This is a genomic window from Microbacterium sp. Y547, from assembly GCF_057669785.1.
This window is the reverse complement of sequence record NZ_JBYHFN010000003.1, coordinates 207,196-229,540: the sequence shown is the minus strand read 5'-3', so window position 1 is coordinate 229,540 and position 22,345 is coordinate 207,196. Positions and strand designations below refer to the sequence as shown.

The 22,345-nt window shown below is 69.8% G+C and carries 17 protein-coding genes; 8 read left to right on the top strand and 9 right to left on the bottom strand.

The genetic code is table 11. The features are described from left to right. The first annotated feature begins 11 nt into the window (after positions 1-11). Together AC25Y0_RS06435 and katG are read left to right on the top strand one after the other, a co-directional pair. Positions 12-470, top strand: coding sequence for a Fur family transcriptional regulator (locus tag AC25Y0_RS06435; RefSeq protein ID WP_488134397.1), 459 nt, complete (start codon positions 12-14; stop codon positions 468-470). 33 nt (positions 471-503) lie between these two features. Continuing rightward, the gene (gene katG / locus AC25Y0_RS06430) at positions 504-2,822 is read left to right on the top strand and encodes a catalase/peroxidase HPI (protein WP_488134396.1); all 2,319 of its coding nucleotides are present in this window, start codon (positions 504-506) and stop codon (positions 2,820-2,822) included. A 63-nt stretch (positions 2,823-2,885) separates the two neighbouring features. Here the strand turns inward: katG and AC25Y0_RS06425 are convergent, their stop codons facing one another. From AC25Y0_RS06425 to AC25Y0_RS06400, 6 genes are all read right to left on the bottom strand, one after another. Continuing rightward, positions 2,886-3,704 (bottom strand): aquaporin, encoded by an 819-nt coding sequence (locus AC25Y0_RS06425; RefSeq protein ID WP_488122073.1) that lies wholly within the window; start codon positions 3,702-3,704, stop codon positions 2,886-2,888. Between the two features lie 265 nt (positions 3,705-3,969). Next, complete coding sequence (locus AC25Y0_RS06420; RefSeq protein ID WP_488134395.1) at positions 3,970-5,271, bottom strand: DUF58 domain-containing protein; 1,302 nt, start codon at positions 5,269-5,271, stop codon at positions 3,970-3,972. A 2-nt stretch (positions 5,272-5,273) separates the two neighbouring features. Next, positions 5,274-6,260 carry an AAA family ATPase gene (locus tag AC25Y0_RS06415; protein WP_488122075.1) on the bottom strand — a complete coding sequence of 329 codons (987 nt, stop codon included), beginning with the start codon at positions 6,258-6,260 and terminating at the stop codon, positions 5,274-5,276. Further along, a complete protein-coding gene (locus AC25Y0_RS06410; RefSeq protein WP_488122076.1) occupies positions 6,257-7,426 on the bottom strand; it encodes a DUF4350 domain-containing protein in 1,170 nt (389 codons plus the stop codon). The genes AC25Y0_RS06415 and AC25Y0_RS06410 overlap by 4 nt, the downstream gene beginning before the upstream one ends. Further along, complete coding sequence (locus AC25Y0_RS06405) at positions 7,423-8,097, bottom strand: DUF4129 domain-containing protein (protein WP_488122077.1); 675 nt, start codon at positions 8,095-8,097, stop codon at positions 7,423-7,425. Before AC25Y0_RS06405 ends, AC25Y0_RS06410 begins: the two co-directional genes overlap by 4 nt. Continuing rightward, positions 8,094-9,380, bottom strand: coding sequence for a glycerophosphoryl diester phosphodiesterase membrane domain-containing protein (locus AC25Y0_RS06400; RefSeq protein WP_488122078.1), 1,287 nt, complete (start codon positions 9,378-9,380; stop codon positions 8,094-8,096). The genes AC25Y0_RS06405 and AC25Y0_RS06400 overlap by 4 nt, the downstream gene beginning before the upstream one ends. A 156-nt stretch (positions 9,381-9,536) precedes the next feature. Here AC25Y0_RS06400 and mtrA point away from each other — a divergent pair, with 156 nt between their 5' ends. From mtrA to hpf, 5 genes are all read left to right on the top strand, one after another. Continuing rightward, on the top strand, positions 9,537-10,217 hold the full coding sequence (gene mtrA / locus AC25Y0_RS06395) for an MtrAB system response regulator MtrA (RefSeq protein WP_488122079.1): 681 nt from the start codon (positions 9,537-9,539) through the stop codon (positions 10,215-10,217). Positions 10,218-10,224: 7 nt separating this feature from the next. Further along, complete coding sequence (mtrB, locus tag AC25Y0_RS06390; protein ID WP_488122080.1) at positions 10,225-11,937, top strand: MtrAB system histidine kinase MtrB; 1,713 nt, start codon at positions 10,225-10,227, stop codon at positions 11,935-11,937. Next, positions 11,934-13,610, top strand: a complete 1,677-nt coding sequence (locus AC25Y0_RS06385; protein WP_488122081.1) for an LpqB family beta-propeller domain-containing protein — start codon at positions 11,934-11,936, stop codon at positions 13,608-13,610. The genes mtrB and AC25Y0_RS06385 overlap by 4 nt, the downstream gene beginning before the upstream one ends. Before the next feature lie 14 nt (positions 13,611-13,624). After that, positions 13,625-14,407 (top strand): ComF family protein, encoded by a 783-nt coding sequence (locus AC25Y0_RS06380; protein ID WP_488134394.1) that lies wholly within the window; start codon positions 13,625-13,627, stop codon positions 14,405-14,407. Between the two features lie 66 nt (positions 14,408-14,473). After that, complete coding sequence (gene hpf / locus AC25Y0_RS06375) at positions 14,474-15,130, top strand: ribosome hibernation-promoting factor, HPF/YfiA family (protein WP_488122083.1); 657 nt, start codon at positions 14,474-14,476, stop codon at positions 15,128-15,130. Between the two features lie 87 nt (positions 15,131-15,217). Here the strand turns inward: hpf and AC25Y0_RS06370 are convergent, their stop codons facing one another. The 3 genes from AC25Y0_RS06370 to AC25Y0_RS06360 form a co-directional block, all read right to left on the bottom strand. Next, positions 15,218-16,564, bottom strand: a complete 1,347-nt coding sequence (locus AC25Y0_RS06370; RefSeq protein ID WP_488134393.1) for a hypothetical protein — start codon at positions 16,562-16,564, stop codon at positions 15,218-15,220. Positions 16,565-16,665: 101 nt separating this feature from the next. Beyond that, the gene (locus AC25Y0_RS06365; RefSeq protein ID WP_488122085.1) at positions 16,666-18,450 is read right to left on the bottom strand and encodes a DEAD/DEAH box helicase; all 1,785 of its coding nucleotides are present in this window, start codon (positions 18,448-18,450) and stop codon (positions 16,666-16,668) included. Positions 18,451-18,578: 128 nt separating this feature from the next. Further along, complete coding sequence (locus AC25Y0_RS06360; RefSeq protein WP_488122086.1) at positions 18,579-19,193, bottom strand: PadR family transcriptional regulator; 615 nt, start codon at positions 19,191-19,193, stop codon at positions 18,579-18,581. A gap of 266 nt (positions 19,194-19,459) precedes the next feature. On the opposite strand from AC25Y0_RS06360, the gene secA reads away from it, so the two are divergent. Continuing rightward, a complete protein-coding gene (secA, locus tag AC25Y0_RS06355) occupies positions 19,460-22,270 on the top strand; it encodes a preprotein translocase subunit SecA (RefSeq protein WP_488122087.1) in 2,811 nt (936 codons plus the stop codon). Positions 22,271-22,345 lie beyond the last annotated feature (75 nt).

The window sequence follows — 22,345 nt, the reverse complement described above, 5'->3', positions numbered from 1 at the left end:
GGATTGGGGGCATGAGTGCACCCGCGGCTGAGATCGATGAGATGGATGCCGCCGCGCTCATCCGCACCGTCGGCTTGCGCGTCACCGAGCCCCGCCGTGCCGTGGTCGAGGCGCTTCGTGACCACCCGCACGCCAGCGCCGAGGCGGTCTTCCAGGTCGTCGCGAACACGGTGCCGCAGACGAGCCTGCAATCCGTCTACAACGCCCTCGCCGACTTCGCCGAAGCCGGCCTCGTGCGCCGCATCGAGCCGGCGGGCAGACCCGGCCTGTTCGAGCTACGTGTCGGCGACAACCATCACCACCTCGTCTGCACGACGTGCGGCGGTGTGCGCGATGTCGACTGCGCGATCGGCGAGGCCCCGTGCCTGACGCCATCGGATACGCACGGCTTCGCCCTGCACACGGCCGAGGTGACGTACTGGGGCGTGTGTCCCGACTGTGCGGCCGCTGCATCCGCCCCCACCTCTTGACTCACCCCGACATGAAAAACGAGGAAGGAAAACATGAGCGACATCGATGACACGATGCCCGGTATCGGCGAGAACCCGACCGACATCGACCAGGCCGTCACCCCGATCGACACGCCCGTCGACGAGCGCGAGGACGGCGAGACCCGCCCGCGCCCGAACGAGGACGCGAACGGATGCCCCGTCATCCACGGCGACAGCCAGCCGCACCCCGCGACGGGGTCGGCGAACCGCGTGTGGTGGCCGAACCAGCTGAACATCAAGATCCTCGCGAAGAACCCGCCCGCGCGGAACCCGCTCGACGAGGACTTCGACTACAAGGCGGCGTTCGAGAGCCTCGACCTGGCCCAGGTCAAGGCCGACATCGAGAAGACGCTCACGACGAGCCAGGACTGGTGGCCCGCCGACTTCGGTCACTACGGCCCGCTCATCGTCCGCATGGCGTGGCACGCCGCCGGCACCTACCGTGTCACCGACGGTCGCGGCGGCGCCGGCACCGGACAGCAGCGCTTCGCGCCGCTGAACAGCTGGCCCGACAACGTCAACCTCGACAAGGCCCGCCGTCTCCTCTGGCCCGTCAAGAAGAAGTACGGCCAGAGCCTCTCATGGGGCGACCTGATGATCCTCGCGGGCAACGTCGCGCTCGAGTCGATGGGATTCAACACCTTCGGCTTCGCCGGTGGACGTCCCGACGTGTGGGAGCCGGACGACGACGTGTACTGGGGCCCCGAAACCACGTGGCTCGGCGACGAGCGCTACACGGGCGACCGTGACCTCGAGCGTCCGCTGGCCGCCGTGCAGATGGGTCTCATCTACGTCAACCCCGAGGGCCCCAACGGCAACCCCGACCCGCTCGCGTCGGCACGCGACATCCGCGAGACCTTCGGCCGGATGGCTATGAACGACGAAGAGACCGTCGCGCTCATCGCGGGTGGTCACACCTTCGGCAAGACCCACGGCGCGGCGCCCGACACGAACCTCGAGGAGAACCCCGAGGCTGCGGGCCTGGAGCGCCAGGGTCTCGGCTGGAAGAACAACTTCGGCACCGGCAAGGGCGACGACACCATCACGTCGGGCCTCGAGGTGACGTGGACGTACCACCCCACGCGCTGGGACAACGAGTTCTTCCACATCCTCTACGCGTACGAGTGGGAGCTCATGCGCAGCCCCGGCGGAGGCCACCAGTGGCGCCCCATCAACGGCGCCGGCGCGGACATGGTGCCCATGGCGCACTCGTCGGCACGTCGTGAGCCCCGCATGCTCACGAGCGACATCGCCCTGCGCACCGACCCCGAGTACGACAAGATCTCGCGCCGCTTCAAGGACGACCCCGTCGCTTTCGGCGACGCGTTCGCCCGTGCGTGGTTCAAGCTCACGCACCGTGACATGGGCCCCGTCGCGCGTTACCTCGGCCCCGAGGTGCCCACCGAAGAGCTCATCTGGCAGGACCCCGTGCCCGCCGTCGACCACGAGCTGATCGACGACGCCGACGCGGCCGCGCTGAAGGCTCAGATCCTCGAGTCGGGTCTCACGGTCACCGAGCTCGTCTCGACGACGTGGGCTGCGGCATCCACCTTCCGTGGCAGCGACAAGCGCGGCGGCGTCAACGGCGCTCGCATCCGCCTCGCGCCGCAGAAGGACTGGGTCGTCAACAAGCCGTCGCAGCTGAAGCGCGTGCTCGATGTGCTCGAGGGCATCCAGTCCTCGTTCAACGACGGTCGCACCGACGGCAAGCGGGTCTCGCTCGCCGACCTCATCGTGCTCGCGGGCAACGCGGGTGTCGAGAAGGCCGCGAAGGATGCCGGTGTCGACGCCACGGTGCCGTTCCACGCCGGGCGCACCGACGCCACGCAGGAGCAGACCGACGTCGAGTCGTTCCGCTTCCTCGAGCCGGCAGCCGATGGCTTCCGCAACTACCAGGCCACGACCGCGATGAGCATGCCGGCCGAGTACCTGCTGCTCGACAAGGCGAACCTGCTCACGCTCACGGCTCCCGAGATGACAGTGCTCGTCGGCGGTCTCCGCGTGCTCGGCGCCAACTGGGACGAGTCGGAGTACGGCGTGTTCACCGACCGTGTCGGTGTGCTCACGAACGACTTCTTCGTGAACCTGCTCGACCTCGGCACGACGTGGAAGCCGCTTGACCCCGGCTCGCACGCGTTCGAGGGACGCCGCGACGGTTCGGACGAGGTCTTCGGCCGCGGCACGCGCGTCGACCTGCTGTTCGGCTCGAACTCCGAGCTGCGCGCCCTCGCCGAGGTGTACGCCTCGGATGACGCGCACGAGAAGTTCGTCCGCGACTTCGTCGAGGCGTGGGGCAAGGTCACCGAGCTCGACCGGTTCGACCTGAGCTGACGCACATACGCGAAGCGGCCCGTCCCGATGTTCTCGGTGCGGGCCGCTTCGTCGTTGCGCGGGTCAGCGTCCGCGGCGCTTGGGCCCGCTCGCGTCGGGCACGCGTGCCTCGGACTGCAGCGCGGGCAGCTTGACCGGCTCGAAGAGCGCCCGGTGCAGCCAGCCCGCGAGGAGTCCGCCGATGAGCGGGAACACGATGAACACCCACAGCTGGGCGAGCGCGTCGATGCCGCCGTAGATGGCGGTCGCGATCGAGCGCGCCGGGTTCACCGAGGTGTTGTCGATGGGGATCGAGATGAGGTGGATGGCGGTGAGCGTGAGGCCGATCGACAGCCCCGCGACGTTGCCGCCGCCCCGCTTGGTGTGCGTGATGCCGAGGATCACCATGACGAAGATCGCCGTGAGGATGACCTCGGCGATGATCGCCGCACCGAGCCCGAACCCGCCCGGTGAGAACGCCCCGTAGCCGTTGCTCGCGAATCCGCTGTCCTGGCGGGCGGCGAGCCAGTCCGCTGGGCCGAACAGCCCGATGAGGACGATGAGCGTCGTGCCCACGGCGCCGCCGACGAGCTGAGCGATGATGTAGCCGGGCGCGTCCTTCCACGCGAAGCGACCCGCGGCGGCAAGACCGACCGTGACGGCGGGGTTGAAGTGCCCGCCCGAGATGTTGCCCCACGCGTAGATGCCCGCCATGAGGGTCAGGCCGAAGGCCAGGGCGACGCCCACGAAGCCGACGCCGAGCGAGGTGCCGTTGGCTCCCGTGCCGAAGTCGGCCGCGAACAGCGCCGTGCCGATCGAACCGAAGACGAGCAGGAACGTGCCGAGCGCCTCGGCGACAAGTTTGTTGGCCGTTGTGAGTGGTGTGACAAGAGCGTCCGACATGACGGCCTCCTTTCCTCGATCCGGAGCGTAGACCCTGCACAGTGATTTCTCAGCCCCCGGCGCGCTCATGTGGCCGAGCCGATGCATCCGTCTCATGTGGCTCGGTGCCGTTCGTTTGCCTCAGATTGTCTGGGAACCGGCGACCGGGAGCAGGTTGCGGCACATGAACGCGTGGCCGTTCCAGCTCGTTTGCCTCAGTGTGTCCGGGAACCGGCCGAAGTGAGCAGAGTGCGGCACAGGAAGCCACCTCAGCGGCGCCCAGGTGTCAGAGGCGCCCCGCGGCCTTGAGGGCGAGATACCGATCGGCGACGCGGGGCGGAAGGGCCTCGGGGGTGTCGGTGATCGCTTCGGCCCCGGCACGGGCCATCGCACTCGCGACGCGCGCGGTCTCGCGCGCCGCGCGCTCGGCGGCGGCTTCGCGGTAGACGTCGGCGGCGTCGGGCCGCGCGACGGGTTCGGGCCGCTCGTCGGCGACCGTGCCCACCAGCACATGCGCGCGCTGCGCGAGCGCGGGCAGCGCGCCGAGAAACCCGCGCGACGCGTCGACGGCGTCCTGAGCGGTCAGCACGACCACGAGCGCGGGGCGCGACGTCATGGCACGCACCTGGGCGAAGGCGGCATCCCAATCGGTCTCGATGAGCTGCGGCTCGACGGGCGCCATCGCATCGACGAGCGCGGGCAACAGCCCCGGGCCGTCGACACGCGTCACGCGTGCCCGGATCGTGCGGTCGAACATGACCAGGTGCACGTGGTCGCCCGCGCGATTCGCGAGCGCGGCCAGCAGCAGCGCCGCCTCCATCGCGGCGTCGAGCCGTACGCCGTCGCCGACGCGGGCGGCGGCCGTGCGACCCGTGTCGATCACGATGACGACGTGTCGATCGCGCTCGGGCCGCCACGTGCGGATCATCGTCGTCGACGAGCGCGCCGTCGCCCGCCAGTCGATCGAGCGCACGTCGTCGCCGGGCACGTATTCGCGCAGGCTGTCGAACTCGGTGCCCTGGCCACGCACCTGCACGCTCGTCGACCCGTCGAGCTCGCGCAGCCGCGCGAGTCGCGACGGAAGGTGTCGGCGCGACGTGAACGGCGGCAGAACGCGGATGCTGCCGGGCTCATCCAGACGCCCCTGACGGCCCGCGAGGCGCAGCGGCCCGTCGGAGCGCACGACGACGAATGACGAACGCAGCTCGCCTCGGCGCCGCGGACGGAGCGGGATCCTCAGCGTACGGCTCTCTCCCGGAGGGATCGAGATGGCCGAGCGCTCCAGCGGGGCCCCCGCGGTCGGCTGCCACGCGTCGCGCACACGACCCCGGATGCCGCGCCTCCCGGTGTTGCGCAGGCGCAGCGTCGTCGCGACCTGCTCGCCCAGCAGCGTGCGCCCCGGGGCGGAGCGTTCGACGGTGAGAGCGCGCGGATTCGGTGCGGCTGCGGCATCCGCGATCGCCAGGATGACGCACAGTGCCAGCCACCCTGCCGCCGCGATCCACGCATCGACGCCGCCGAGGGACAGCACGATGACGGGGATGACGCCCAGTGCGACGAGGAGCGGGAGACGGCCGGTGAGATACATGTCTAGATGGGAACCCGGGTCTGCTGCATCACCGATGCGAGCACGGCGTCGACCGAGACGCCCTCGAGTTCGGCGTCGGGGCGCAACCGGATCCGGTGACGCCACGTCGGCACGAGCATCGTCTGCACGTGGTCGGGCGTGATGGCGGGGTAGCCGCCGAGCCATGCCCATGCCTTCGCAGCGGCGAGCAGTGCCGTCGACGCACGGGGGCTCACGCCCAGCTGCACCGACGGGCTCTGCCGGGTCGCGCGCGCGAGATCCACGACGTATCCGAGCACATCGTCGGACACGGTGACGGCTGCCGCGGCCTCGCGTGCAGCGCGCAGCTGGTCGGCCGTCGCCGCCGTCTGCACTCCCGCAGCGGCGAGGTCGCGGGGGTTGAAGCCCTCGGCGTGGCGGCGCAGGACATCGAGCTCGGCGTCGCGGCCGGGAACATCGACGAGCAGCTTGAGCAGGAACCTGTCGAGCTGCGCCTCGGGCAGCGTGTAGGTGCCCTCGTGCTCGACGGGGTTCTGCGTCGCGGCGACGAGGAACGGGTCGGGTAGGCGGCGGCTCACACCGTCCGTGGACACCTGGCGCTCTTCCATCGCCTCGAGGAGCGCAGACTGCGTCTTGGGCGGTGTGCGGTTGATCTCGTCGGCGAGCAGCACGTTCGTGAAGACCGGACCCTCCCGGAACTCGAACTCGCCCGACTTCGCGTCGTAGACGAGTGAGCCCGAGACGTCGCCGGGCATGAGGTCGGGGGTGAACTGGATGCGCTTCGTGTCGAGACCGAGCGCCGTCGAGAAGGCCCGCACGAGCAGCGTCTTCGCGACACCGGGCACGCCCTCCAGCAACACATGGCCGCCCGCCAGCAGGGCGATCAGCAGGCCCGTCACGGTGCCGTCCTGGCCGACGACGGCCTTGCCGACTTCGAGGCGCACGCGGTTCATCGTCTCGCGCAGCGCCGCGTCCTCGTGCGGTGCGGGCGTCGAACTCGTCTCGGTCATGGCAGGTTCCTTTCCGGTCGGACGGCCGCATGCACGGCGTCTTCGAAGTCACGCAGACGGCCGCGCAGAAGCAGCAGGTCGCTGTCGGTGCGCGGGACGTCGTCGATGAGCAGGGCCCGCGCCTCACCGCGGGGCATTCCGATGCGCGTCGCGGCGGCGTCGGCGATCTCGGGTGCGGATGCCGACGGGCCGAGCGCGAGCGCGCGGCCGATCCGCCCCAGCGCGCCGATGCGAAGCTGGTCTGCCGCGTGTCCGGCATCGCCGGCGCGGGCGTACAGTCGGCCGCGCCCGTCGGTCGTCTCGGACGCGCGGACGGTGACGGGGAGGCGCTCGGCGACGAGCGGACCGAAGCGGCGCCCGCGCCAGATCCCGGCGGCGATGCCGGCGGCGAGGAGCACGACGATGGCCGGGCTCACCCACGGGGGAGTGAGGTCGCCCAGCGTCTGGTCGCTGGCGGCGAGATCGGTGTCGGTGAGGCCCGGCACGTACCAGACGACGAGCGGATGCCGCCCCATGAGGTTGAGCGCGAGGGCGGCGTTTCCGTCGTCGGCGAGGTACTCGTTCGTGAACAGCATCTCGCCGTCGACGGCCGAGATGCGGCGCTCGCCGTCGGCTTTCACGAGCAGCCCCTGACCTTCGCCGGCCGGGTAGCACGCCGTCGTGTCGGCACCGGAGGTGAAGACGCGGCCCGGTGCGACGGGCCCGGCACGCTCGGCGTCGGGGAGGTCGCACGCCGGCGCGACGGCGTCGTCGGCCGCGAAGCCCGCCGTCGAGGAGCCTTCGAGGAAGAGCCGCAGCTCGCGCGAGCGCGGTTCGACCAGCACGAGGTCAGTCGCGGCGTCGCCGAGCGTCTGGACGGCCTCGTCCGAGAGCGCAGGAGCCGCGGGCAGCACGAGGGTCGCATCGCCCGTCGCCAGAGCTGAGGCCGCTTCGGTGCGGTCACGGGACACGACGACCTCGACGCCCTGGTCCTGCAGCAGCTGAACGACGGCCCGCGTGCCGAGCATGCCGGCGGACTCGGGGTCGAGTGCGCCGCGCTCGGACCATTCGCCCAGCTGCACGATCCCGCCGCCGGTGCCGCCGACGACGAGGAGGACGACGCCGAAGCCGATCCATGCGCCCCACCGGCGCCGGCGCGTGCCCTCGCGCACCTCGACCGACGTCACGCGCCGGCTCCGACGGTGGCGGATGCGGGCGCGCGGGCGGTGCGGAGCGCTTCATCGACGTCGGCCACCCGGGCATACAGGTCGGGCGTGCCGGGGCGGCGCAGGTATCGCACGTCGTCGAACGCCGTGGCCGCTGCCTCGAGCGGCCCGGCCGAGGCCGGGAAGACCGCCGACGCGGCGCGGGCGAAAGCGTGCACGGTGGCGCCGGGCGGGGTCTCGACGAGGCCGCGCTCGTGCAGTCCGCGCGCGAGCGCGCGCATGCGCAGCACGGTCGCGGGATCCCATTCCTGCTTCGACGCGTGGGATGCGGCGGCGCTGCGCAGATCAGCGGCCGAGCGGTCGTCGGTGTCGCCGAACAGCACGCCTCGGGCGGCGGGCAGTCGTCGCGTCGAGCGCGGCATGCCCCACACGAGGAAGGCGACGACGATGAGGAGGACGATGATCACGGTCACGATCACCGCGAGCACGAGACCCCACTCGCCGCTCACCGGGGTGGAGAAGAGGCGCTCGAGGAACTGGGCGACGGCGCGGGCAGCACGGTCGAAGAAGGTGGGCTCTGCTTCGAGGTACGCGGGATCGGCGAGTTCGCGCTCGGCCCACTCGCGGGCCTCGTCCCCGTCGGGAATGAGGGGAAGGTCGGCGAGCCGGGTCAGCGTGGCAGCGAGCGTCACGGGGCCTCTCGGCCCGCCTCGGACGAGGGCGAACCGGGGGCGGACCACTGCGTCGGGGCCGGTGCGGGGGGTGCGGCGTAGGGCGGCTGGCCCGCAGCGGGGAACGGCGGCGCGGCATACCCCGGCTGGTCCGGGTAGCCCTGCGGCGGGCCGTAGCCCTGCTGCTCGGGGTAGCCCTGCGGCGCGCCGTAGACGGGCTGTGACCCATACGCCGGGTATGCGGGAGCGAGGTACGGCGACGGCATGTCGCGGCCGATGTGGGCGGTATAGGGGTCGGGCAGGCCGGCGGCGCCGGCATCACGCCTCTCGACGTACTCCTGAAGGTCGAGGTCGAGGCCTTCGCGGCGCATGCGGCAGTCGACGTAGATGAGCGCTGTCGCGGTGGACTGCACGACGAGCGCGATCGACTGGACGAGCAGAGCAACGGCGTACGTCAGCACGAACGTGATGATCATGCTGATGACGTAGGTCGCCTCGTTCTCTCCGGTGGGTGAGATGACGACGCCGATCCCCGCGGACAGGAAGGAGAACGGCAGGCTCACGACCTGGCCGACGACACCGAAGATGGCGCTGATGAGCACGATGATGCCCAGCGCAGGCCAGAAGCGCCCGCGCGTCAGAGACCAGGAGCGTCGCACGGCGCTGCGGATCGTGGCGCGCTCCATCAGGATGACCGCCGGCACGAGCAGCAGCTTGATCATGAGCCACCAGTACAGTGGAACCGCACCGAGGACGAGCAGGATGCCGAGCACGATCGCGACGGGCCACGCGACGAACCCGACCGCGATGACGACACCGGCCAGAACGGCGACGGCGAGCAGGGCGGCGGTTCCGATGATGAGCGACCACCCGATGACGCGCCACACGACGGGCTTCACGTGGCGCCAGAGCGCACCGAGCGTGCGCTTCTCGGCGACGACGGCGTGACTGACCTCGACCACGACGACCGCCTGCACGATGACGGTCAGTGCGGTCGCGGCCAGTCCGAGCACGAAGCTCGCGACGACGGTGAGCGCGATCGACCCGGCCATGATCGCCTCGAACTCCTCGCTTCCGGGGCGCACGGTGTCCAGGCGCGAGAACGACGCGAACGAGATGAGACCGATCACGACGAGGATCAGGAGGAACGCGGCGGTCTGCACGACGAGGGCGAAGCCCAGCAGCACGCGGGGGTTCTGACGCAGCGCGACGAAGGATCGACCCAGGATGGTGCCGAAGCCGAGCGGATGCAGCGGAACGATGCCCGGGCGGGATGCGGGCGTCCAGGCCGGGTAGGCGGTCACGGCTGGTCCTCCTGAGGGCTCGGCGGGCCGGGGTTGATCCATCGTGTCACACCCCGCCGTGACGCTCCGCGTCTGCACGGCCGGTGTCGACTACTCTGTGGGGATGCATGGGTGCTCCCCGATCAGCGCCCCGCGGACGCAAAGGACGAGTGGGTCATGACTTCACGCATCCTGGTGGTCGATGACGACACCGCCTTGGCGGAGATGATCGGCATCGTGCTGCGCACCGAGGGGTTCGAGACCGTCTTCTGCGCGGACGGCGCGAAGGCCGTCGACACGTGGCGCGACGAGCGCCCCGATCTCATCCTTCTCGACCTCATGCTCCCGGGAATGGACGGGATCGAGATCTGCACGCGCGTGCGGGCCGAGTCCGGCATCCCGATCATCATGCTCACGGCACGGACCGACACCGCCGACGTCGTCAAGGGACTCGAGTCCGGCGCCGACGACTACATCGTCAAGCCCTTCAACCCCAAAGAACTCGTCGCACGGATCCGCACGCGGCTGCGCCCCGTCGCGCAGACCGAGAGCGACGTGCTGCGCATCGGCGACCTCACGGTCGATGTCGCCGCGCATGAAGTGCGTCGCGGCGAAGACCTCATCGCCCTCACGCCTCTCGAGTTCGAACTGCTCGTCGCGCTCGCCGCCAAGCCGCAGCAGGTGTTCTCGCGAGAGATGCTCCTCGAGCAGGTGTGGGGCTATCACTACAAGGCGGACACGCGCCTTGTGAACGTGCACGTGCAGCGCCTGCGCGCGAAGGTCGAGAAGGACCCCGACAACCCGAAGATCGTCACGACAGTGCGCGGCGTCGGCTATCGCGCCGGAGCACTGGCCTGAGGTGCCCATGAGTTCGGTGGACACCGGCGGGTTCGTCCACGTCCCTGTGCTGGACTGGCGCAATTGGCGTGCGTGGCCCGACAACCTCGCACGGCTCTGGCGGCGGTCTCTGCGGTTCCGCACGGTGCTCGTGACTCTCGCCCTCACGGCGCTCGCGGTTCTCGTGGCGTGCGTGTGGATGGCGATCTCGGTGCAGCGCGACCTGTTCGACTCGCGCCGGGAGCAGATCCTCACCGACGCGCTGCGCGCGACGACCGCCGCGCAGGAGACCCTCGACTCCGCCGTCCTCGGCGACGCGGCGCAACTGCAGAATCTGCTCTCGACGACGGGCACCGACCTCATGGCACAGGCCGCGAGCGACGGCATCCGGATCGTGCGGATCGACACGGCCCCCTCCCAGATCGCGCCACAGGACCTCGCCGTCGGCACGTCGTTCGAGCAGACCATCACCCCCGAGCTCGCCGAGCAGGTCGAGGCGGACTCCGGTCAGCAGTGGTGGCAGTCGGTCGCCCTGCCTCAGAGCGGCGGATCGGCCGTGCCCGGCATCGTCGTCGGGCAGCAGGTGTCGATCCCCGTCGCCGACATCGGCCCCTACGCCGTGTATCTCGCGTACGATCTCGGCCCCTCGTCGCAGACGCTCGGGTTCGTGCAGGCGACCCTGTGGGGCGTCGGCGTTGCGCTCGTGCTGATCATCGGCGGCATCGCCTGGTTCGTGCTGCGCTCGGTCACGACGCCCATCGGCGAAGCCGCGGAGACCAGCGCCAAGCTCGCCGCCGGACGCCTCGATGTGCGCCTGCCCGTGCGCGGCGAAGACGAGCTCGCGACGCTCGGGCGGTCGTTCAACGCAATGGCCGACAGCATCGAGTCACAGATCAAGGAGCTCGCCGACCTGTCGCTCGTGCAGCAGCGCTTCGTCTCCGACGTCTCACACGAGCTGCGTACTCCGCTCACCACGATCCGCCTCGCCGCCGACATGATCAACGATCATCGCGACGAGTTCGATCCGGGCACCGCCCGCGCCGCCGAGCTGCTCAACGCTCAGGTGCAGCGCTTCGAGCTACTGCTGATCGACCTGCTCGAGATCAGCCGCTACGACGCCGGCTCGGTGCAGCTCGAGCTCGAGCCGACGAGCCTCGCGCACCTCGCCGAAGACGTCATCGGCTCGATGGAGCAGCTCGCCGAACAGCACGGCAGCGACGTGCGCCTGGTCGCCCCGGGTGGATACACGCTGGTCGACATGGATCCGCGGCGCATCCGGCGTATCGTGCGCAACCTGCTCGGCAACGCGATCGAGCACGGCGAGGGTCGACCCATCGTCGTCACGGTCGACAGCGACGGGGGAGCGGTCGCGCTGAGCGTGCGCGACTACGGTCTGGGGATGAGCCCCGAGTCGGTCGAGCACGTGTTCGACCGGTTCTGGCGTGCTGACCCGTCGCGCAAGCGCACGATCGGCGGCACGGGCCTCGGACTGTCGATCGCGCTCGGCGACGCGCGATTGCACGGCGGTGAGCTGGAGGTGTGGTCCGAACTCGGCAAGGGCACGAACTTCGTGCTCACCCTGCCTCGGCAGAAGGGGCGCCTGACGGCGCCCTCGCCGCTTCCGGTCGAGCCGGTCGACGACGGCGGCACCGCCCTCGATGACCTCGGCCTCACGCAGCCGATCGAGGTGCTGCGCGATACGGCGGGCACGGATGCCGCAGACACAGGGGGCAGACGATGAAACGCCGCCGCATGCTCGTCGCCGCGATCGCGGTGCTCGCCGTCGCCCTCTCGGCGTGCGCGGGCCTGCCCACCGGCGGCAGTGTCAATCAAGGGCTCGCGGGCGGGGGCAGCGTCGACCCGCCCGACATCTCGCTCATCCCCGACAGGCCGCAGTCGGGAGCGACCCCCGATCAGATCGTCGACGGATTCCTGCGCGCAGGGTCGGGGGTCGCCGATGACTGGGCTCGCGCGCAGGAGTTCCTTGCGCCGCAGTTCCGCGGCGAGTGGGATCCCAACGCGGGTGTCACGATCGACGTGCTCGGCGCGCGCGAGACCCGCCTGCTCGATGACGACACCGTGACGGTGCTCGTCTCGCAGGTCGCGCGCGTCGACGAGAAGGGCTCGTACGAGCGCGTCGAAGAGGGTCCGACGACGCTGACGTTCGAGCTGGTCCAGCAGGATGACGGTGAATGGCGCATCGCCGAAGCACCCGACGGCATCGTGCTCGACCGGTCGCTGTTCACCTCGATCTTCAGCAACTACTCCCTCGCCTACTTCGACACGACGTGGACCTACCTCGTGCCCGATGTGCGCTGGTTCCCCCGGTCCCGGGTGGCCTCCCGGATCGTGGCGGCACTGGTCAACCGCCCGCAGAGCGATTGGCTCGCGGCATCCGTCAGAACAGCCTTCCCCGAGGGGGTGTCGGCTGTGCCGTCGGTCACCGTCGCGGCGGGCGGTGTCGCGACGGTCGGGCTCACAGAAGAGGCGCTCGCGCTCGATCAGGAGACGCGCGACCGCATGCAGACGCAGCTCAAAGAGAGCCTGCGGACGGCGAACATCACGCAGGTCGAGATGGTCGTCGGCACGACGGCGCTGAGTGCCGAGCCGGTGCCGGTGCGCCGCACGGCCGTCTCCGGTCCTCCCCTCGTCAAGACCGACGCGGGCTTCGGGTTCCTCTCGGGCGACGAACTGCTGCCGATCCCGGGACTGTCGACGACCGTCGCCGAGCTCGACGCGACCGCGGTGCAGGTGACGGGGGACCGCGACCTCGCGGCTGTGCAGCGCGCCGACGGCTCGATCTGGCGTGTGCCGGCGTCGGGTGCGCCGAGCCTCGTCGATGACCGCCCACAGCTCGTGGCGCCGTCCGTCGACCCCTTCGGGATCATCTGGAGCGTCCCCCGGGGCGCCCCGCAGGCCATGCGTGCGCAGCTGCCCGACGGCAGTGCCATCACCGTCGCCGAAGCATGGCCCGAGACGACCCAGATCGCCGCGATGGCCGTGTCGCGCGACGGCGCGCGGATCGCGGGGCTGGTGACCGCCGGCGGACGCACCGCCGTGTGGGTGTCGGGCATCCTGCGCGGCGACGGCGGCGTGCCCACGAGCCTCGGCGCACCGGTCGTGCTCGCGATCGCCCCCGATGAGGGTCGCGCGCTGTCGTGGCTCGATGAGACGACGCTCGGTGTGCTCATCGACGGTGGCGAGAGCGCCTCGGTGCTGACCCAGCTCGTCGGCGGGCCCGGTGCCACGACTTCCGCTCCCGCTGAGGCGGTCTCGATCGCAACGGGCGCGACGCTCGCCTCGACGCGGCTGCGCGGTCTCGACGGCTTCCTCTACACGCGCAGGGGTCCGAACTGGCAGGAGAGCGGCGCGGGTGTGCTCGTGCTCGCGACGCAGCAGGGTATGCCCGAGTAGCAGCTCCTCCCCAGGTGCAGGCCGTACCGGTCTACGCCCGCACGGCCCGCGTGCGACGGTTCGGGCGACGGGATGCTGCGAGGCTCACCGTCGTGCATCCCTCATCGCCCGTGCGGCGCGCGCTCGCCGACGCCCTCACTCTCCTGCTGCCGGTCGACTGCGCAGGATGCGGCGTGCCTGACGTCGCGCTGTGCGACGCGTGCCTCGCTCAGCTCGCTCCCGCCGTCGAGCGGCGGGTGATCTCGGACGCGATGCGAGGCACGGGGTCTGCGGGGCTGCCGGTCTGGAGCGGGCTGCCGTTCGACGGTGTCTCCGCGCGAGTGCTGCGCGCGCTCAAAGAGGAGGGGCGCACGGGGCTCGCACGGTCGCTTGCACCCGCGCTTCGCGCGGCGGCGGGGGCCGTCTCGGGCGCCGGAGTCCTCGTCGTACCGGTGCCGACCTCGCGCGCCTCCTTCCGTCGCCGCGGCTACCACGTCGTCGAGCTCGTGGCCCGCCGGGCGGGCCTGCGGGTCGATCGCCGTCTGCGGCTCGTGCGGCAGCCGGCCGATCAGCGCGGACTCGATGAGCAGGCGCGGCGTCGCAACGTCGCGGGGAGCCTCGTCGCCCGGCCGGCGGTATCCGCTCGCATCGTCCTCCTCGACGACGTCGTCACGACGGGGGCGACGCTCGCCGAGGCTGCTCGGGCGCTTCGCGAGGCCGGCGCAGATGTGATCGGCGCCGTCACGATCGCCGCAACCCCACGGCGTTCGCTGACAGGGGAAACCGCATGGGTGACACGGCAGGGCTCGCGCCGATAGCGTGGACAGGACAAGGCGACTGATGGTCCGCCCTTGACCGGGCGGACCGGAACAAGGAGGTCAAGGATGGAAACCAACATCGCCGGCGTGGGAGTCAGCATCTCGGATCGCTTCCGCAGCGTGGTCGACGAAAAGGCCGTCCGCATAGAGAACCTCGCTCCCAAAGCGCAGCGACTCGACGTCAAGGTCACGCATCACACGTATCACAACGGGCGCGTCGAAGACGAGACCGTTGAGCTCACCGTGATCGGCAAGGGCCCGGTCGTACGTGCAGAGGCTGTCGACGGCGACAAGTTCGCGGCACTCGACTTGGCGGTCGACAAGCTCACCGAACAGCTGCGGCGTGCGAAGGACAAGCGGATCGACGCGCGTAAGCACCCGCGCGGCGCGAAGCTCGACAAGGAGACCGGATCGCTGCAGGGCGTGGACATTCAGCCGGCCTCGGTCGAAGTGCTGCGCGCTGTCGCCACGGGTGAGGTTCCTGTCGTCCCGCAGGAGGACGACGAGGAGTACACGCCCGTCGTCATCCGCACGAAGGAGTTCGCTCCGGAGTGGATGACCGTCGAGGATGCCGTCGATCGCATGGAACTCGTCGGGCACGACTTCTTCCTGTTCATCAACGCGAGCACCGATCACCCGAGCGTCGTCTACCGCCGCAAGGGCTGGGACTACGGTGTCATCTCGCTGACGACGATGGCCGCTCCCGAGGCCGTCGCCTCGTAGCCGCTCACCGATTCACACGGATGCCGCGGGCCGAGGCTCGCGGCATCCGTCTGTGTTCTGCCGGTTGCCGGCGCGGCCGGAGCGTCGTCAGTCGAACATGCCGTCGAGCAGGCTGCCGATCACGAGACCGCCCAGGATGCCGCCCATGACGCCGTTCCCGCCCTCGCCGCCGCGGCGACCGCCACCCCAGTTGCCGCCCCATTGGTCCTGCTGGGGGCGGGACGCGTCGATGTCGCGCTGCGCGAGCTGCAGAGCCTCGCCGGCGAGGAACGCCACGCGACGCGCCATCGCCATCGCCTGCTCGCGATGGTCCTCGTCGATCGTCGTGACGATGGACGCCGAGGCGCCCAGGTAGCGGTCGAGGTCGAGGCGCACCCGCTCCGCCTCGGCGAGACGCGTGCGGGCATCGGCGCCGATCCAGCCGCGGTGCCCGGCGATGACGTCGCGCGCGACGGCGAGCTGCCGGTCGGAGTCGTCGATGCTGTGGCGCACGTGCTCGAGCGGCGGGATAGGTCGTGCGGCACGCTCGCGCGCCGCGGCGATCGCCGCATCGAGCCCTTCGTTCGCCGTACGCAGGCGGGTGAGCAGAGCGAACGGGTCGGTGTTGACTCCCGCGCCGGGGAGCGAGTTCAGTGCCTTCTGGAGCTCGGCGATCGCGGCGGAGACGCCGGGGGAGCGCGGCTCCTTCAGCGCGACGACGATGTCCTCGCGGGAATCCTCGATGATCGCGGCGAGCGTCGACTCGGCGCGCAGCGCTTCGACCTCGAATGTCTCGACGGCGTCGAGCAGCGTCGCTGCGCGACGCACCGACTCGGTCGAGGCCTCCAGCGCGAGATTCGCCTGTTCCCGCTGCTCCGCTTCGCGGCGCCGTTCGGCGACGCCGGCGCTGTGCTCGGCGAACCCGAGCAGCTGATCGGCCTCTGCGGGGTTCGAGGCGACCTGTGCGAGAGCCTCGGGGGCGTAGCGCATGGCGAGCCGAGCAACGGTCTCGCGGGCGCCGGGAATCCGCGTGCGCAGGTGTGCGGCATCCGACCTCACCTTTGCGATGATCTCGGGAGCGCGGCGCGCGCGCGCGATGCGCTGGGCGAGGGACTCGGTGCGGTCATCGAGCAGGTCCTCCGCCCACTCGCACAGCTGAATGATGCGCGCGTTGCGGGTGCGCAGCTCTTCGGGGGTGTCGGGGATCTCGTCGTGATTGAGCTGGTGTAGGTGGAAGGCCTCACCGAGGTGCTCCTTCACAGCGGCGAGCGCCTCGCGCAGCTCCTTCGTCGAGTCCGGGCCGAGCTCGGCCTCGGCGAACGCCAGTTCGTCGTTCGTGACGCGGATCCGCTCGTCGGCGGCCACGAGCGCCGTGCGCGCCTTGCGGGCGAGGTCGGCGTCCTGGGCCTGCAGTTCTTCGTTGACGCGCTTGCGTTTGCCCCAGAATCCAGCCATGACATCGATCCTACGGGCGGTCGCCGAACGTCGGCCCCGCGGTGGGGTCGTATGAGCGTCCGCCGAGGGCGAACCGCGACGACGGATCGCCGCGGTTCGGCTCAGACGTCGTCAGCGGTCTTGTGGCGAGGCTTGCGGGCGGGGCGATCGTCGGACGCGTCTTCACCGGATCCGCGGTCGTCTCGATGCGAGCCCTCGCGGGGACGGTCATCCCGGCGTCCGCGGTCGTCACGGTCGTCACGGCGGCGCGCGGGGCCACCCGTGTCGGGGCGCAGCTCGATCAGCCGGCCCGAAATGCGGGTGTCGGCCAAGCGCGACAGCGTGTCACGGGGCAGATCAGCCGGAAGCTCGACGAGCGAGAAGTCCGGGCGGATCTGAATCGCGCCGAAGTCGTCTCGGCGCAGCCCGCCCTCGTTGGCGAGGGCGCCGACGATCTGCCGAGGCTCGACGCGGTGACGCTTGCCGACGGCGATGCGGTACGTCGCCATGCCGTCGCGCGAGCGGCGCGGTCCGCGGTCGCTGCGCTCGGGGCGGTCGGACCGTTCGCGGTCGTCGCGGCTGCGGGCGGGCCTGTCGGGCTCGGCCTCGAGCAGCAGGGGCACCTCGCCCTGCGCGACGACGGCCAGTGCGGCGGCCACATCGACCTCGGGCACATCGTGGTGGCGCACGTAGTGGGCGACGATGTCGCGGAACCGCTCGATCCGTTCGGTTTCCGCGAGCGCGGCGGTGATGCTGTCGTCGAACCGCGAGAGCCGTGTGACGTTGACCTCGTCGACGCTCGGCAGCTGCATCTCGGTGAGATCCTGGCGCGTGGCCCGCTCGATCGCGCGGACCAGCCCACGCTCGCGCGGGGTGACGAAGCTGATGGCGACGCCCGAGCGTCCGGCGCGGCCCGTGCGGCCGATGCGGTGCACGTACGACTCGGTGTCGGTCGGGATGTCGAAGTTCACCACGTGCGAGATGCGCTCGACGTCGAGGCCTCGAGCGGCCACGTCGGTCGCGACGAGGATGTCGAGCTTGCCCGACTTCAGCTGGTTGACGGTGCGCTCGCGCTGCACCTGGGCCACGTCGCCGTTGATCGCGGCGGCGGAGTACCCGCGCGCACGCAGTTTCTCGGCGATCTCCTCGGTGACGCTCTTGGTGCGGCCGAAGACGATCATGCCGTCGAAGTTCTCGACCTCGAGGATGCGCGTGAGCGCATCCATCTTCTGCGCGAACGAGACGATGAGGTAGCGCTGCGTCGTGTTGGACGACGTCGTCGTCTTGGACTTGACGGTGATCTCTTCGGGATCGTTCAGGTACTGCTGCGAGATCCGACGGATCGCGGCGGGCATGGTCGCCGAGAAGAGAGCGACCTGCTTCGTGTCCGGGGTGTCGGCGAGGATCGTCTCGACATCTTCGGCGAAGCCCATCTTGAGCATCTCGTCGGCTTCATCGAGCACGAGGAAGCGCAGCTCGGACAGGTCGAGCGTGCCCTTTTCGAGGTGGTCCATGATGCGACCGGGGGTACCGACGACGATGTGCACGCCGCGGCGCAGCGCAGAAAGCTGCACGCCGTAGCCCTGCCCGCCGTAGACCGGCAGCACGTGGACGCCCTTCAGATGCGACGCATACTTCTCGAACGCCTCGCACACCTGCAGCGCGAGCTCGCGGGTCGGGGCGAGCACGAGTGCCTGCGGCGTCTTCTGAGTGAGATCGAGCCGGTCGACGATCGGCAGGGCGAACGCTGCGGTCTTTCCGGTTCCGGTCTGTGCGAGTCCGACGACATCGCGGCCGGCGAGCAGGGTGGGAATCGTCGCTGCCTGAATCGCCGACGGCGTTTCATATCCGACATCGCGCAGAGCCTTGAGGGCGGGCTCGCCCAGTCCGAGGTCGGCGAAAGTCATCGGCGCGGGCTCGACAGGAGCCTCGGCATGGAGTTGGTCTTGATCTTTTGGCACAGTTCAGGGTACCGGGGTCGGGCTGTGAAGCGTCCAGGTGCCGCGCCCGGCCCCGCGAATGCGTCGGGCCGGCTCTACCTCACAGCCAACGCCACCTCGTCGCGCACCGCGAGCGGGCGCCCGCGCTTGGGTCGCTCGGTCGACAGTGCCAGCTCCAGGGAGTGCTCGGGGTGCGTCGCCAGTCGCTGCTCGACGTGCTCGAGCCACCGGATCTCAGCCTCGGCGGCGAAGATCATCGAGTCCACCACGAGCGCCCAGGCGAGCTCTTCGGGTCCGTCAGCGTTCGGCCCCGCGTATGTCGCCTGCGTGAGGGCGTCCAGTTGGGCGAGTGACGAGCGTCGCTGCGCGTGGATGACCGCGGCGACATCGACGCCGGGCAGGGTCGCGGCGACCGCGAGCTTGATCGCGAGCTCGTCGCGCGTGCCCCGGCCACGTTCCACGGGCGAGTCGAGCCAGTTGCGCGCGGCCGCCGCGCCGGCATCCGTGATCTGCCAGTAGACGTGCCCGTGCTCGTCCACGTCGCCCTTTGCGACCAGGCCGTCACGCTCGAGGCGGTCGAGCGTGTTGTAGATCTGACCGACGTTGAGCGGCCAGGTCGAGCCCGTGCGCCGGTCGAACTCTGCCCGCAGCTGATAGCCGTAGCACGGCCCCTGATCGAGGATCGCGAGCAGACTCTGCCGTACGGACATGATGACTCCTTGCATCAGAATCGCAGCGCGTCAATACCTGCGCGCCGCGACGAGCGGGCATGAAACCGGTGTGAACGCCCGGGGCGGATGCATACCCTGTATGTAGTTTCTGAGAATACATATTCCGGATGCTCCGGAGCGGCGACACGCACACAGCCCACGCAAAGATCACAGCCCAGTAACATGGGCAGGTATGCCCGGGCGCAGTGCGCGCCCGCCCGGCACTGGTGCCGACCGGTGCCCGACCCGACAGATGGAGATGCCCCGTGGCCAACCCTCTCGAGAAACTGCTCCGCGCCGGCGAAGGGCGAATCCTTCGTCGACTTCAGCAGGTTGTGAAGGCCGTCAACGCCCTCGAAGAGGACTACGAGCACCTCAGTGACGAGGAGCTGCGCAGCGAGACGACCGAACTGCGCGCGCGGTACGAAGCGGGCGAGTCGCTCGACCAGCTCATGCCCGAGGCCTTCGCCGCCGTGCGCGAGGCGGGCAAGCGCACCCTCGGCCAGCGCGCCTACGACGTGCAGATCATGGGCGGCGCGGCGCTTCATCTCGGCAACATCGCCGAGATGAAGACGGGTGAGGGCAAGACGCTCACGGGTGCGTTCCCCGTCTACCTGAATGCGATCGCCGGCAAGGGCGTGCACGTCATCACGGTCAACGACTACCTCGCGTCGTACCAGGCCGAGCTCATGGGCCGCATCTACCGCGCCCTGGGCATGACGACAGGAACGATCGTCGCCGGCCAGAACCCCGAGGTTCGGCGCGAGCAGTACAACGCCGACATCACGTACGGCACCAACAACGAGTTCGGGTTCGACTACCTGCGCGACAACATGGCGTGGCGCAAGGAAGACCTCGTGCAGCGCGGTCATTTCTTCGCGATCGTCGACGAGGTCGACTCGATCCTCATCGACGAGGCGCGTACGCCGCTCATCATCTCGGGCCCCTCTTCGGGTGAGGCCAACCGCTGGTTCCTCGAGTTCGCGAAGATTGCCAAGACCCTTGAGCCCGGCGTCGACTACGAGGTCGATGAGAAGAAGCGCACGATCGGTGTGCTCGAACCCGGCATCGAGAAGATCGAGGACTACCTCGGCATCGAGAACCTGTACGAGTCGGCGAACACCCCGCTCATCTCGTTCTTGAACAACTCGATCAAGGCCCTCGCGCTGTTCAAGCGCGACACCGACTACGTCGTCATCAACGACGAGGTCATGATCGTCGATGAGCACACGGGCCGCATCCTCGCCGGCCGACGCTACAACGAAGGCATCCACCAGGCGATCGAGGCGAAGGAGAACGTGCCGGTCAAGGCCGAGAACCAGACCCTCGCCACCGTCACGCTGCAGAACTACTTCCGCCTGTACGACAAGCTCGCCGGCATGACGGGTACCGCCGAGACCGAAGCGGCCGAGTTCATGTCGACCTACAAGCTCGGCGTCGTCCCCATCCCGACGAACAAGCCCATGATCCGCAAGGACCAGTCCGACCTCGTCTACAAGAACGAGCAGATCAAGTTCGCCCAGGTCGTCGAAGACATCGCCGAGCGCCACGCGAAGGGCCAGCCGGTGCTCGTCGGCACCGTCAGCGTCGAGAAGAGCGAGTATCTGTCGCGGCTGCTCGCCAAGAAGGGCATCAAGCACGAGGTGCTCAACGCCAAGAACCACGCACGTGAGGCCGAGATCGTCGCCCGCGCGGGGCGCCTGGGCGCCGTCACGGTCGCGACCAACATGGCCGGGCGTGGAACGGACATCATGCTCGGTGGAAACGCCGAGTTCCTCGCTGTGCAGGAGATGAAGGCCAAGGGCCTCGACCCCGTCGAGACGCCCGAAGAGTACGAAGCCGAGTGGGATGCCGTCTACGAGGCGACCCGTGACGTCGTCGCCGTCGAGGCGACGAAGGTCGCCGAGGCGGGCGGGCTCTATGTGCTCGGCACCGAGCGGCACGAATCGCGCCGCATCGACAACCAGCTGCGCGGTCGTTCTGGCCGCCAGGGTGACCCCGGCGAGAGCCGCTTCTACCTGTCGCTCACCGACGATCTCATGCGGCTGTTCCAGTCGGGTGCGGCCGAGGCGATCCTGTCGCGGACGAACTTCCCCGATGACGTCGCGATCGAGTCCAACATGGTCAGCCGTGCCATCAAGAGCGCACAGAGCCAGGTCGAGGCGCGCAACGCCGAGATCCGCAAGAACGTCCTCAAGTACGACGACGTGCTCAACCGCCAGCGCGAGGCGATCTACACCGACCGCCGCCAGATCCTGCACGGCGACGACATCGCCGACCGCATCACGCACTTCATCGAAGATGCGATCGACGAGGTCATCAAGGAGCACACCGGCTCGGGTCACAACGAGAGCTGGGACTTCGATGCGCTGTGGACCGAGCTCAAGACGCTGTACCCCGTGAGCGTGACGATCGACGAGGTCGTCGCCGAAGGTGCCGGCCGCAAGGGTGGGATCACCGCCGAGGGCCTCAAGCGGGAGATCCTCTCGGACGCCATGATCGCGTACCGCAAGCGCGAGGAGTCGCTCGGTGAGCCCGCGATGCGCGAACTCGAGCGTCGCGTCGTTCTGCAGGTGCTCGACCGCCGCTGGCGCGACCACCTCTACGAGATGGACTACCTCAAGGACGGCATCGGCCTGCGTGCCATGGCCCAGCGCGACCCGCTCATCGAGTACCAGCGCGAGGGCTTCGAGATGTTCCAGACGATGATGGGACAGATCAAGGAGGAGTCCGTCGGCTACCTCTACAACCTCGAGGTCGAGGTGCGTTCGCAGGGTGACGAGGTCACCGGGGTCGAGGCCAAGGGCCTGGGCGAGGCATCGGTCGACGCGCAGCGCCTGCAGTACTCGGCGGCGAACGACGCCGGCGAGGTCGAGGTGCGCAACGAGCGCGGTCAGGTGCAGCGCGCCGCGACCGAGAAGCTGCGCCAGACGGCAGCCGCCGCCGGTCCCGGCCAGCCTGCGCCGGCCCAGCCCGCGGGCCCCCGCGGCGCCTTCGGGCAGCGCACGGAAGCCGAGGCTGCTCCCGGCCCGGCTCCGCAGAACCGCGCCGACCGTCGGGCGAACAAGAAGAAGTAGCCCGCGTCTTTCCGTGACGCGGTCATGAGGAGGTCGGGGTGGGCGGGGCCGCAGAATCGGGCGCTAGTCTGAATC

Bases quoted from the DNA above. Each gene is read 5' to 3' on its own strand.
- AC25Y0_RS06415 (WP_488122075.1), bottom strand. From the start codon at position 6,260: ATGACCGAGACGAGTTCGACGCCCGCACCGCACGAGGACGCGGCGCTG.
- AC25Y0_RS06365 (WP_488122085.1), bottom strand. From the start codon at position 18,450: ATGACTTTCGCCGACCTCGGACTGGGCGAGCCCGCCCTCAAGGCTCTG.
- AC25Y0_RS06435 (WP_488134397.1), top strand. From the start codon at position 12: ATGAGTGCACCCGCGGCTGAGATCGATGAGATGGATGCCGCCGCGCTC.
- AC25Y0_RS06425 (WP_488122073.1), bottom strand. From the start codon at position 3,704: ATGTCGGACGCTCTTGTCACACCACTCACAACGGCCAACAAACTTGTC.
- mtrB (WP_488122080.1), top strand. From the start codon at position 10,225: ATGAGTTCGGTGGACACCGGCGGGTTCGTCCACGTCCCTGTGCTGGAC.
- mtrA (WP_488122079.1), top strand. From the start codon at position 9,537: ATGACTTCACGCATCCTGGTGGTCGATGACGACACCGCCTTGGCGGAG.
- AC25Y0_RS06370 (WP_488134393.1), bottom strand. From the start codon at position 16,564: ATGGCTGGATTCTGGGGCAAACGCAAGCGCGTCAACGAAGAACTGCAG.
- hpf (WP_488122083.1), top strand. From the start codon at position 14,474: ATGGAAACCAACATCGCCGGCGTGGGAGTCAGCATCTCGGATCGCTTC.
- katG (WP_488134396.1), top strand. From the start codon at position 504: ATGAGCGACATCGATGACACGATGCCCGGTATCGGCGAGAACCCGACC.
- AC25Y0_RS06360 (WP_488122086.1), bottom strand. From the start codon at position 19,193: ATGTCCGTACGGCAGAGTCTGCTCGCGATCCTCGATCAGGGGCCGTGC.
- AC25Y0_RS06420 (WP_488134395.1), bottom strand. From the start codon at position 5,271: ATGTATCTCACCGGCCGTCTCCCGCTCCTCGTCGCACTGGGCGTCATC.
- AC25Y0_RS06385 (WP_488122081.1), top strand. From the start codon at position 11,934: ATGAAACGCCGCCGCATGCTCGTCGCCGCGATCGCGGTGCTCGCCGTC.